This is a genomic window from Pseudolabrys sp. Root1462 (assembly GCF_001426945.1).
Taxonomy (GTDB): Bacteria; Pseudomonadota; Alphaproteobacteria; order Rhizobiales; family Xanthobacteraceae; genus Pseudolabrys.
On the sequence record NZ_LMFS01000001.1, the window covers coordinates 2144045 to 2156579 of the forward strand.

General features: G+C 65.5%; 11 protein-coding genes. 10 read left to right on the plus strand and 1 reads right to left on the minus strand.

Annotated elements, in window-relative coordinates:
- Window positions 1-193 precede the first annotated feature (193 nt).
- From topA to ASD45_RS10550, 9 genes are all read left to right on the plus strand, one after another.
- Window positions 194-2950, plus strand: coding sequence for a type I DNA topoisomerase (gene topA / locus ASD45_RS10510; RefSeq protein ID WP_056911434.1), 2757 nt, complete (start codon window positions 194-196; stop codon window positions 2948-2950).
- 99 nt (window positions 2951-3049) lie between these two features.
- Window positions 3050-5491 carry a ribonuclease R gene (gene rnr, locus ASD45_RS10515; protein ID WP_056911435.1) on the plus strand — a complete coding sequence of 814 codons (2442 nt, stop codon included), beginning with the start codon at window positions 3050-3052 and terminating at the stop codon, window positions 5489-5491.
- 28 nt (window positions 5492-5519) lie between these two features.
- Entirely contained in the window at window positions 5520-6266 is a 747-nt protein-coding gene (locus tag ASD45_RS10520; protein ID WP_082540771.1) for an NUDIX hydrolase, read from the plus strand.
- 46 nt (window positions 6267-6312) lie between these two features.
- Window positions 6313-6939 carry a LysE family translocator gene (locus ASD45_RS10525; protein WP_056911437.1) on the plus strand — a complete coding sequence of 209 codons (627 nt, stop codon included), beginning with the start codon at window positions 6313-6315 and terminating at the stop codon, window positions 6937-6939.
- A 103-nt stretch (window positions 6940-7042) separates the two neighbouring features.
- The gene (gene rpmG, locus ASD45_RS10530) at window positions 7043-7210 is read left to right on the plus strand and encodes a 50S ribosomal protein L33 (RefSeq protein ID WP_056911438.1); all 168 of its coding nucleotides are present in this window, start codon (window positions 7043-7045) and stop codon (window positions 7208-7210) included.
- Between the two features lie 184 nt (window positions 7211-7394).
- Complete coding sequence (locus ASD45_RS10535; RefSeq protein ID WP_056911439.1) at window positions 7395-7853, plus strand: hypothetical protein; 459 nt, start codon at window positions 7395-7397, stop codon at window positions 7851-7853.
- Window positions 7854-7877: 24 nt separating this feature from the next.
- Window positions 7878-9077, plus strand: a complete 1200-nt coding sequence (gene solA / locus ASD45_RS10540) for an N-methyl-L-tryptophan oxidase (protein ID WP_056911440.1) — start codon at window positions 7878-7880, stop codon at window positions 9075-9077.
- Between the two features lie 768 nt (window positions 9078-9845).
- Window positions 9846-10643: a DUF2189 domain-containing protein gene (locus tag ASD45_RS10545; RefSeq protein WP_056911441.1), complete on the plus strand. Its 798-nt coding sequence runs from the start codon at window positions 9846-9848 to the stop codon at window positions 10641-10643.
- 73 nt (window positions 10644-10716) lie between these two features.
- The gene (locus ASD45_RS10550; protein WP_056911442.1) at window positions 10717-11490 is read left to right on the plus strand and encodes a hypothetical protein; all 774 of its coding nucleotides are present in this window, start codon (window positions 10717-10719) and stop codon (window positions 11488-11490) included.
- Between the two features lie 34 nt (window positions 11491-11524).
- On the opposite strand, the gene ASD45_RS10555 is transcribed toward ASD45_RS10550, so the two are convergent.
- Window positions 11525-11836, minus strand: a complete 312-nt coding sequence (locus ASD45_RS10555; RefSeq protein ID WP_056911443.1) for a UBP-type zinc finger domain-containing protein — start codon at window positions 11834-11836, stop codon at window positions 11525-11527.
- Between the two features lie 89 nt (window positions 11837-11925).
- Between ASD45_RS10555 and ASD45_RS10560 the strand changes: the two genes are divergently transcribed.
- Entirely contained in the window at window positions 11926-12522 is a 597-nt protein-coding gene (locus ASD45_RS10560; protein ID WP_056911444.1) for a thermonuclease family protein, read from the plus strand.
- Window positions 12523-12535 lie beyond the last annotated feature (13 nt).

Genomic DNA, 12535 nt, shown 5'->3' on the forward strand with positions numbered 1-12535 from the left:
TAGGTTGCATTTCGGCGTGACTTTCGAACGTCCATTTTTGCGCCTGAATTCATTGATTTGACGCCTCCGTCAGCCTCGGCCGGCCGGTCCCCTATTTGACAGGGAGGACCTACTTCCCCATGTTCCGGCCAACGCTAACGGACGATTCAAGCCCAGTCCGCTACGGTCCGGGCGTGTAACCCATTGGATTCAAATGAAAGTTGTCGTTGTCGAGTCGCCTTCCAAGGCGAAGACGATCAACAAGTATCTCGGCTCGGGGTTCGAGGTTCTGGCCTCGTTCGGCCATATCCGCGACCTGCCGGCCAAGGACGGCTCGGTCGATCCGGACCACGGTTTCAAGATGCTTTGGGAGATCGACCCGCAGTCGCAGAAGCGGGTCAACGACATCGCGCGCGCTCTCAAGGGCGCCGACACTCTTATCCTGGCGACCGACCCTGACCGCGAGGGCGAAGCCATCTCCTGGCATGTGCTCGAGGCGCTGAACGAGAAGAAGGCGCTCAAAGGCCAGAAGATCGAGCGCGTCGTCTTCAACGCCATCACCAAGCAGTCGGTGACCGAGGCGATGAAGAAGCCGCGCGAGATCGACCATGCGCTGGTCGATGCCTACCTCGCCCGCCGCGCGCTCGATTACCTCGTCGGCTTCACTCTATCTCCTGTGCTGTGGCGCAAGCTGCCGGGCGCCCGCTCGGCCGGCCGCGTGCAGTCGGTGGCGCTACGCCTCGTCTGCGACCGCGAACTGGAAATCGAAAAGTTCGTCGCCCGGGAATACTGGTCGATCGTCGCCAAGTTGAAGACGCCGCGCGGCGACGAGTTCGACGCCCGCCTCGTCGGCGCCGACGGCCAGAAGCTGCAGCGTCTCGATATCGGTACCGGCGTTCAGGCGACCGACCTCAAGACCATGCTCGACGGCGCCAGCTTCACCGTGACCTCGGTCGAGGCCAAGCCAGCGCGGCGCAATCCGCCGCCGCCTTTCACCACCTCGACCATGCAGCAGGAAGCCTCGCGCAAGCTCGGCTTCGCGCCGGCCATCACCATGCGCCTGGCCCAGCGCCTATACGAAGGCGTCGAGATCGGCGGCGAGACCGTCGGTCTCATTACCTATATGCGTACCGACGGCATCGACATGGCGCCGGAAGCGATCACCGACATCCGCTCGATGATCGGCAAGAACTACGGCAAGGAGTACGTGCCGGGTTCGCCGCGCACGTATCAGAACAAGTCGAAGAACGCCCAGGAAGCGCACGAAGCCGTGCGCCCGACCTCGGCCGGCCGCACCCCGCAGGAAGTCGCCAAATACGTCGATCGCGACCAGGCCCGGCTTTACGAGTTGGTCTGGAACCGCGCCGTCGCCTCGCAGATGGAATCCGCCGAGCTCGAACGCACCACGGTCGATATCGTGGCCAAGAACGGCTCGCGCGTCGCCGAGCTGCGCGCCTCCGGCCAGGTGGTGAAGTTCGACGGCTTCCTGACGCTCTACCAGGAAGGCCAGGACGAGACCTCCGACGACGATGAGTCCAAGCGCCTGCCCGCCATGAGCGAGAAGGAAGCGCTGGCGAAACAAGCCATTGAGGCGGCGCAGCATTTCACCGAGCCGCCGCCGCGTTTCTCGGAAGCCGCGCTGGTCAAGCGCATGGAAGAGCTCGGCATCGGCCGGCCGTCGACTTACGCCTCGATCCTGCAGGTGCTGCAGGACCGCGGCTATGTGCGTATCGACAAGAAGCGCCTCATTCCCGAGGACAAGGGCCGCGTCGTCGTCGGCTTCCTGGAAAGCTTCTTCCATAAATATGTCGAATACGATTTCACCGCCTCGCTCGAAGAGCAGCTCGACAAGGTCTCGAACAACGAGATCAACTGGAAGACAGTCCTCGAGAACTTCTGGACCGACTTCATTGGCGCCGTGAACGAGATCAAGGAAATCCGCATAACGCAGGTGCTGGATGCGCTCAATGATCTTCTCGAGCCGCACATCTTCCCGGCGAGAGCCGATGGCGCGCCTGTGCGGCAGTGCCCGCAATGCGGCAATGGACAATTGTCGCTGAAGGTCGGCCGCTTCGGCGCCTTCATCGGCTGCTCGAACTATCCGGAATGCAACTACACCCGGCAGATGACGCCGGGCGCCGCCAGCGCCCAGGCCACCAAGGTGCTGGGTCAGGATCCGGAGACCGGCCTCGACGTCACGTTGCGCGGCGGCCGCTTCGGCACCTATCTGCAGCTCGGCGAAGAGATCAAGGCGCCCAAGCGCAAGAAGGGCGAGAAGAAAGACCCGGACGCGCCGGAACCGGTCAAGCCGAAGCGCGCTTCGCTGCCGAAAGGCATCGCTCCGGACGAGGTCACGCTCGAACAGGCGCTGGCGGTGCTGTCGCTGCCGCGCGAAGTCGGCATCTCGCCGGAAGACGGTCAGCCGATCCTGGCCGGCATTGGCCGCTTCGGTCCTTACGTCAAGCACGACAAGACCTATGCCAGCCTCGAGGAAGGCGACGACGTTCTGACCATCGGTCTCAACCGCGCGATGCATCTGATCGCCGACAAGATCGCCAACCCGAAGAAGGGCCGCCGCTTCGGCCCTGCCCCCGGCAAGACGCTCGGCGATCATCCCGACAAGGGCGGCGCGATCGTCGTCAAGAACGGCCGCTTCGGCGCTTATGTGTCAAACAACGGCGTCAACGCCACGCTGCCGGCCGACAAGACGCCGGACACGATCACGCTCGATGAAGCCATCGTGCTGCTCGACGCCAGAGCCGCTGCGCTCGGCAATTCGCCGCGCGCCGCCAAGAAATCCGCCGCGGCCAAGAAAACCGCAAAGACCGCGACGAAGGCCGATACTGCCGGCGACAAGCCGGCGGTGACGGCCAAAGCCCCCGCCGCGCGCAAGAAGCCGGCCGCCAAGCCTGCGGCCAAGCCGAAGAAGCCGGCCGGCAAGGCGACGCGGAAAGTCTCGGCGGCGGAGTAACGACTCCGCCGCGGCCGGGCCCATATTCGGCGCGGTGGCAAAAACCGATAAAATCACTACATTAAACCCGTAGCGCCGCTTCGGCGCCGGACATGACTTTTGAAGAAACCAACTCAACACGATCCCGATACCCTTCCCTCCAAGGCCGCCATTCTCGACTTCATTGCCGCCAATCCCGGCAAGGTCGGCACCCGCGAAATCGCCCGCGCCTTCGGCCTCAAGAACAACCTGCGCGCCGAATTGAAGCGCCTGCTGCGCGACCTCGCCGATGAAGGCGCGGTGGCCCGCGGCGGTCACAAGGGCAAGAAACTGCATCACCCCGGCGCGCTCGCCTCTACCCTGCTCGCCGACATCGTCTCGCGCGATCGCGACGGCGACTTCATCGCCGTACCCGACGAATGGGATGAGGACGAGCACGGCGCGGCGCCGAAGATCCGCATTTTCTCGCCGCGCAAGCCGCGCCCCGGCGAAGCTGCCGGGCTCGGCGACAAGGTGCTGCTCCATGTCGATGAGGTCGAGCCTGAGGATGGCATCTCCCATCGCGGCCGCATCATCAAGATCGTCGAGCGGCCGAAGCATCGCGTGCTCGGCATCTTTCGCGCCAATCCGAAAGGCGGTGGCCGGCTCGAGCCGGTCGACAAGAAGATGCTCGGCCGCGAGATGCAGATCCCGCAGGGCGCCACCGGCGACGCCGAGGATGGCGACCTCGTCGCTGTCGAAGCTCAGCGCATCTCGCGCTTCGGTCCGCCGAACGGCCGCATCGTCGAGCGCCTTGGCTCGCTGAAGAGCGAAAAGGCGGTCAGCCTCATCGCCATTCACGCGCATTCGATCCCGGATGTGTTCCGCCGCGAGACCATCAACGAGGCGGAAGCCGCAAGGCCCGCAAGGCTGGAAGGCGGCCGCGAGGACTGGCGCAAGCTGCCGCTCATCACCATCGACCCGGCGGACGCCAAGGATCACGATGACGCCGTCCATGCCGAGGAAGACAGCGATCCCTCGAACCGGGGCGGCTACATCGTCACCGTCGCCATTGCCGACGTCGCGCATTACGTCACGCCCGGCTCGGCGCTCGACCGCGAAGCTCTGGTGCGCGGCAACTCGGTCTATTTCCCCGACCGCGTCGTGCCGATGCTGCCCGAGCGCATTTCCAATGACCTGTGTTCGCTCAAGCCCAACGAAGACCGCGCCGCACTCGCCGTGCAGATGATCATCGGCGCCGACGGCCGCAAACGCGACCACAAATTCCACCGCATCATGATGCGCTCGGCGGCCAAGCTCGCTTACGAGCAGGCGCAGGCGGCGATCGACGGCCGGCCCGACGATACGACCGGCCCACTGGTCGAGCCGATCCTCAAACCGCTCTACGCCGCTTACGAGGCGCTCAAGCGCGCCCGCGACGAACGTGGCCCGCTGGATCTCGATATCCCCGAGCGCAAGATCGTGCTCAAGCCGGACAGCACCGTCGACCGCGTCATCGTGCCGGCACGGCTCGATGCGCACCGTCTGATCGAGGAAATGATGATCCTCGCCAACGTCGCCGCCGCCGAGTCGCTGGAAAAGGCGCGCACGCCGCTGATCTACCGCGTCCATGACGAGCCGGGCATCGAAAAGGTCAACGCGCTGCGCGAGTTCCTTGCCAGCCTCGACATGCCGCTCGCCAAGGCCGGCGCGCTGCGCGCGTCGAACTTCAACGCCATCCTTGGCCGCGTCAAAGGCACGGAGCGCGAGACCTTGGTCAATGAAGTGGTGCTGCGCTCGCAGGCGCAGGCCGAATATTCCGCCGAGAACTACGGCCACTTCGGCCTCAACCTGCGCCGCTACGCGCACTTCACCTCGCCGATCCGGCGCTACGCCGACTTGATCGTGCATCGCGCTTTGATCCGCGCGCTGCACATGGGCAAGGACGGCCTGCCGGAAAGCTTCGCCCTCCCCGAACTGTCGGAGATCGCCGCGGAAATCTCTGCCACCGAGCGCCGCGCCATGCTGGCCGAGCGCGAGACCAAGGACCGGCTGATCGCGCATTTCCTCGCCGACCGCATCGGCGCCACCTTCGAGGCGAAAGTCGGCGGCATGCATCGCGCCGGCCTGTTCGTCAAACTCGCCGACACCGGCGCCGACGGCTTCGTGCCGGCGCGCACCATCGGTGACGAGTATTTCCGATACGACGAGGCCGGCCATGCGCTGACCGGCAGCCGGAGCGGCGAGAGCTTCCGGCTGGGTGACAGCGTCACCGTGAAGCTGGTAGAGGCTGCTCCGGTTGCCGGCGCACTGCGCTTCGAACTGTTGTCGCACGGGCGGCGCGGTACGCCGCCGGCCGATCGCGGGCGGCGTTTCGATCGCGAGCGGAGCGGCGGCAAGAAGTTCAAGGACTACGGCGCCAAAGGCCGGGATGACAAGGGACGAGACGCCAAAGCCGGCGCCTTCAAAAGCGATGCCGCCAAAGGGCACGACGAGAAAAAGCGCAGCGAAGAGCGCCGCCGCAAATTTGGCAAGAAGAACAGCCGCCACAAGGTTCGCAAGAACAAGGGCAAAAGAAAGTAACAAGAGAAAGTAAGGGCGGAAGTACGCGATGGGCAGCAATGATAGTGACCGCCTCCTCACCCGCATGAGCACGCAGGAGCGCGATCAGTCTTTCCCCGACTCGGAGCCGCGCGACGCTGCGACCATCATGCTGATCGACCGCGCCGGGCCTCAAGCCAAGGTGCTACTCGGCCGCCGCCATCACAGCCACAAATTCATGCCCGGCAAGTTCGTCTTCCCCGGCGGTCGCATCGAGGCGCACGACCGCACCATGCCGGCGGTCAGCGAACTGCATCCCGAAACGCAGGCCAAGCTCATCGCCGGCGTCGCCGGGGCGAGCCCCGATCTGGCACGCGGCCTTGCGCTGGCCGCGGTGCGCGAACTGGCGGAGGAGACCGGCCTGCTGCTCGGCGTCCAGGGCGACAAGCCGCCGGAAACGCCCGGCGAGATCTGGTCAGAATTCGCCAAGGCCAGCATCTATCCCGACCTCGGACAGTTGCACTTCATTGCCCGCGCCATCACGCCGCCGAAGCGGCCCAAGCGGTTCGACACCCGTTTCTTCACCGCGGACGCCACCGCGATCGCGCACCGCATCGAGGGCGTCGTCGGGCCGGATTCAGAACTGGTCGAACTGGTCTGGGCCCCGGTCGAGGAAGCCGCGCAGTTCGACATGCCGACCATCACCAGCGTCGTCCTGGAAGAACTGGCCGCGCGCGTTGCTGCCGGCATGGGCTACGGCCTGCCGGTGCCGTTCTACTACATGCAGGACCAGCAGTTTCATCGCGAGCTGCTGTAACCCGCAAACCATAGGACCGTAACGCGGCATCGCCGGGAGGTTCGCCATGATCGACCACGTCACGCTCGGCACTTATCTCGCGGTGCTGATCGGCTTTGTCTTCATTCCGGGGCCCGCGGTTGTATTGACGCTGACGCAGGCGTTGAGTTCGGGAACGCGCGTCGGCATTGCCACCGGACTTGGCATTGCCGTCGGCGACCTGGTGCACACGGCGATGGCCGTGTTCGGTCTTTCGGCGGTGCTGCTCGGCTCGGCGCTGCTGTTCGAGATCGTCAAATATGTTGGCGCCGCCTACCTCGTCTATCTCGGCATCCGCGCCATCCTGGCGCGCGACAGCGGCACGGTCCTGCAGCGGGCAAAGCCGATGTCGAGCGCGCGGGCCTTCCGTCAGGCCGTGCTGGCGGAGATGCTCAATCCCAAATCGGCTTTGTTCTTCCTCGCCTTCCTGCCGCAGTTCGTGCAGCCGCAGAATGGACTGGTGCCGCTGCAACTGACGCTGCTCGGCGCGATTTTTGTCGCCGTCGGCGCCTGCAGCACGATGGTCTACGCGTTTGCCGCCGGGCCGATCGGCCGTTGGCTGGCCCGGAACCCGGCCATCGCCCGCTGGCAGGGCAAGATGGTTGGCGCCATATACTGCGCACTGGGCGTGCGTTTGGCGCTTCAGGACCGCTGAATCGGCGCATAGCCGTTTCTTGACATTTGACGCGTTGTGGCTAGTTTCCGCGCCATGTGGTCGCAGCGCGACCCTCGATATCCCGATTCCAAGGACTAAAATCATGGCCAAGGCCGTCAGCCTCAAGATCAAGCTCGTGTCGAGCGCCGACACCGGTCACTACTACGTGACCAAGAAGAACTCGCGCACCCAGACCGACAAGCTGGTGAAGAAGAAGTACGATCCGATTGCCAAGAAGCACGTCGAATATCGCGAAGGCAAAATCAAGTAAGCCTGCGATTCCAGACGATCCTTTCGCAATGCCCGGCCCGCGCGCCGGGCATTTGCTTTTTGCGGACCAGCGCGCCCGCCGAGCATGGCTTTGCCAACACCCGCGCAACTTTGGAACAGCCGCGCTGCGCCCGGAATATTCAGCCTGCCGGTGACCTGATAGGATCGCGGCCCGGGAGACATTCATGACGATCCATCGCCGCGCCTTCACCACCGCCCTGCTCGCTTTGCCCGTTGCGCTGCCGCTCGTCGCGGCGCCGGCGCTGGCCAGCGACAAGCCGCATCGCCTCGCCCTGCAGATAAGCGACGGCGACGAGCACAAGATGAACGCCGTGCTCAACGTCGCCGCCAACGTGTCGCGCTACTATTCCGACAAGGGCGAGGAAGTCGAAATCCGCATTGTTGCTTTCAATGCCGGTCTCGACATGCTGCTGGCCGACCGTTCGCCGGTGCTGACGCGGCTGAAATCGTTCAAGCAGGGCATGCCGAACGTCACCTTCGATGCCTGCGTGAACACGCTGGACAGCCTCACCCGGAAGGAAGGCAAGGAGCCGCCGCTGGTCGAGAACGCGAACCGCGTGCCGGCCGGCGTCGTCACCTTGATCGAGCTGGGCGAAAAAGGCTGGACCATCGTCCGCCCGTGACCGAACGCGGGAGCGCCGCACGCGATGACGAAATATGACGTGATCGTAGTGGGCCTCGGCGCCGTCGGCGGCGCCGCGACCTGCCATCTGGCCAGGTCCGGCGCCAAGGTTCTCGGCATTGACCGCTTCTCGCCGCCGCACAGCCACGGCTCCTCGCACGGCGACACCCGCATCACCCGCTCGGCCATCGGCGAAGGCGTCGAATATTCCGAGCTGGCGCTGCGCTCGCATGCGCTGTGGCGCGAATTCGAAGCGCTGACCGGACAGACCCTGTTCGTGCGCAACGGCTGCCTGACCATTTCCGGGGCCGACGCCGTGGTGATGCACGACGTCGATGATTTCTTCGCCAATGTCGAGACCGCCGCGCAGCGCTTCAATATCCCGACGCGCACCTTCGGCGATGCGGCCGCCATCAGCGCGCGTTATCCGCAATTCGCGGTACAGCCCGGCGACAAGGCCATCCTCGATGAGGAAGCGGGTCTGCTCTATGTCGAGCGCTGCGTCACGGCCACGCTGGAGCTGGCGGCGCAGGCCGGCGCCCAGCTTATGCGGGACACGCAGGTGATGCAGATCGAGCCTTCTAGCTCGGGCGTCGAGGTCGCGACCGGCGACAACCAGCGCTTCACCGCCGACCGCGTTCTGATCGCTGCGGGGGCCTGGCTGCCCGGCTTCGTTGCCGCCGAACTGTCGCGCCACTTCACCGTGACGCGACAGGTGCTGCACTGGTTCGAAATCGAGAGTAACCCGGAGCGCTTCCGGCCGGAGAATTGCCCGGTTTTCATCTGGCAGTTGCCCCGCCGCGGCGGCGTCGCCAGCAGCATCTACGGCTTCCCGCTTGAGGGCGACGCCAGCAACGGGCTGAAGGTGACGCACGAGGAAAGCGGCCCTGCCACCGATCCCGATCACGTCAACCGCACGGTCGATCCGGTGACCGAAACGGAACGCACTTACCGCGCCTATATCGAGCCGTTTCTGCCCGACCTCGGCCCGCGTTGCGTGCGCACCGCGACCTGCCTCTACACCCGGGTCGATCGCTCGCGTTTCGTCATCGATCACGACCCGCGCAGCGAACGCATCCTGTTCGCCTCGCCCTGCTCCGGCCACGGCTTCAAGCACTCCGCCGCGCTCGGCGAAGCGCTGGCCGAGCAGCTCACGCGCGGCCAGCCGCAGCACGTCGATCTGTCGCCGTTCCGGCTGGAGCGTCTGGCCGCGTATTTGCGGTAGGCGCGCAATCAATAAATATTCCTAGGACTATTGACTCTGTCCCGGGCTTAGCCCTATATTCCCATCCATCCCGCCCCATGACGAGGGGTGTCTGTACAGCATCTTCAGATGCGGGGCGGGGAGCGGTGGCCGGGCAAGGGGCGTCGGAGATGCGACGCGGTTTCCCCTCCCCGGCGGTCCAAGCCGCGCCGGTCCCAGCATGCCTGACGCATGTCCGGGTCCTGACGGCCGGTACGGGATGGGGCTCGTCAGATGTCCCGCCCGGAGTGCCTGGCCCGATCGGTGGAGAAGTCGCGGTGACGCCTCAACTGGCAGACGCGAACGAAGGTCCGGCCACCGGGGACGGCGCGGAGCAAACCTAGAAACACCGCGTGCGGAACGCCGGAGGTCCGGCAATTCCGTGGTGACTAACTCGTGTGAATCTAACTCACACATCACACGAGGCTGCGGGGTCGTTCGGACCCCGGCGTTCCGCGCGCCCTCGTTAGGGGGCGAAAGCCGGGAATGCGAATTTGGGAATGCGGCCTGCCCGGGGCCGACCAAACAATGCGGGCGATGACGCGCGCCTGCACCTGACCGGCCTCATCCTGAGGAGCGCTGCGAAGCAGCGCGTCTCGAAGGATGAGGCCGCCCCATCCTTCGAGACGCGGCCTAAAGGCCGCTCCTCAGGATGAGGGCGGAGCGAATACCGCCGCGCTATCCCGCCGACTCGCTATAATTCCCGCAACGAACAAGACATCAGGGCAGAAACCCAAAGGGACGCAACCCATGTCCACCCTCTCCGGCAAAACCGATCCGGTGGTGCGGCCGATCACGGCGGGCGATATCGCCGAGGCGCTGGTCAAGGGCCTGCGCGATTTTCAAGGAGCGCCGCTGTATGGCCTCGCCTGCGGCGCGCTCTACGCCCTGGGCGGCGTGCTCATCCTGCTCTCGGTCACCGCTTTGGGCATGAGCTATCTGGCTTATCCTCTGGCCGCGGGCTTTGCGCTGATCGGGCCGTTCGTCGCCATCGGCCTCTATGAAGTGAGCCGGCGGCGCGAGGCCGGCGAGACGCTGGCATTCGGCGCCATCCTCGCCACGGTGAAAAGCCGCGGCGAAATCGGCTGGATGGCCTTCGTCACCGTGTTTATCTTCCTGATGTGGATGTACCAGGTGCGGCTGTTGATGGCGCTGTTTCTCGGCCTCAACGTGTCGTTCGCCTCGTTCGAACAGTTCATCGCCGCGGTGCTCACCACCAATGCCGGGCTGTTGTTTCTCGCCATCGGCAATCTCGACGGCGCGGTGCTGGCGCTGATCCTGTTCTCGCTCACCGTGGTGTCGTTTCCGCTGCTGCTCGAGCGCGACGTCGATTTCATCACCGCGATGATCACCAGCGTGCGCGCGGTGGTGGCAAGCCCGCTGCCGATGATCTCATGGGCCGCGGTCATCGTCGTGCTGCTGATCGTGTCGGCGCTGCCGGCCTTCCTCGGCCTCGTGATGACGCTGCCGGTGCTCGGCCATGCGACGTGGCATCTCTACCGGCGCATCGTGGTGCCGGTGGCGACGGACGAGGCCCGGCCGGCCTGAAGGGCTTGATCTTCCTCAAAGGCTCGGCCCGCTTTGCGGTTAACATATTTTAGTTTCTGCATCGAACGGCGCCATGACCTTGGCCGATTATCCTCTCCTGCTGACTCTTTTCGTGAGCATCCTCGCTATCCTCGGCGCGAGCGAGGTCGGCCGCCGTTACGGCCTGCGCAACAGGGGCCGCAGCCGGCAAAATGTCTCAACGCTGGAAGGCTCGATCCTGGGGCTCTTGGCCTTGATGATCGGCTTCACCTTCGCGATGGCCCTTTCCGGCTTCGAGGCGCGACGCAACGCCGTGATGTATGAGGCCAACGCGATCGGCACCACCGCGCTGCGCGCCCGCCTTCTCCCGGCCCCGTACAACCGCGAATCCGTCAGCCTGCTGCGCGACTATGTGCGGGTCCGGCTGGACCTCACGCAACACGTCCTTCGGTCAAAGGAGAGCATGGCCGCAATCGCCCGCTCGCGGGCTCTTCAGGAGGCGCTTTGGCAGCAGGTCAAGGCTGTCGCCGCGCAGGACAACGCGATGGTCCCGACCGGACTCTATATCCAGGCCTTGAACGAGATGTTCGACCGGCAGGAAGAACGCCACGCTATGCTGCTCAATCGCGTGCCGAACACGGTTCTGATTGCACTCTATGGACTGGCGATCGTCGCCAGCGCCTTTGCCGGCTATGCCGCCGGGCTGGATGCGCAGCGCTCGCGGCTGCCGATCTACACCATCGGCGTGCTGGTCGTGATCGTGATCTTCCTGATCCAGGATATCGACAAGCCGGGTCCCGGCCTCATTACGGTCAGCCAACAACCGATGATCGATACAGCGGCCTTCATCGCCGCCTTTCCCGACTGAGTGGCCCCATCGTGGTGCCGGTGGCGCGGCGTAGCTATTCGGCGATCCAGCGCTTGATCGGCCCGAGTTGCGGCGTCTTGTGATCGAGCTTGACCACGGTGTCGTCGATGTAGCACCAGCCCCAGCCTTCCGGCGGATCGTAGCCTTCGATGATCGGATGGCCGCTGGCTTCGAAATGAGCGCGGGCATGCTTGTTCGGCGAGTCGTCGCAGCAGCCGACATGGCCGCAGATCCGGCACAGCCGCAGGTGCACCCACCAGTCCCCGGTCTTGAGGCACTCCTCGCAGCCCTTGGCCGAGGGCGTCACGTCGCGGATCTCGGAGACATGCGTGCATTTCAGCGCCATGGTGGCCTTCCCTGTTGCAGCAGCAATGCTAAGGCGCGATCGCCGCGACGCCAACCTTTCGGTAACCGGCCCGCGCTTAACCTGCGCGCATGGGCAATGTCATCCCCCTCGGACGATCACGCGGCGCCTCGCGGCCGCCGCTGGCGCCGCGTCCGGTCCTGCGCCGCTATCTCGGCGTCATGCTGCTGGCCTGCTGCGCCGGCGTCATGGCGCTCGCCAACCTCCGGCACCAGGCCGCGACGGCGGCGGTGCCGCCGGCGTCCTTCACTGCGGTCCGCGCCGTCGATGGCGACACCTTGAGCGCACAGAGCGACGGCAAGGCCCAGCGCATCCGCCTCGCCGGCATCGACGCGCCGGAGCTGCGCCAGACCTGCCGCGACGCCAATGGCCGCGACTGGTCGTGCGGCGCCGCGGCGCGGCTGCGGCTCTCGGCCCTGGTGGCGCAAGGCGGCGTCGCCTGCACGCCGCGCGGCGAGGACCGCTATGGCCGCCTGCTCGCCACCTGCTCGACGGGCGCCGTCGCCGATCTCGGCGCCGCGCTGGTGCGCGACGGCTACGCCGTCAATTACGGCCGCTATACCAGCGACTATGCCGCGGCCGAGAGCGAAGCCCGCGCCGCCCGCCGCGGCATCTGGCAAGGCACGTTCGACAATCCGGAAGACTGGCGCCACGGCAAGCCGCGGTGAACGGCTGCCATGC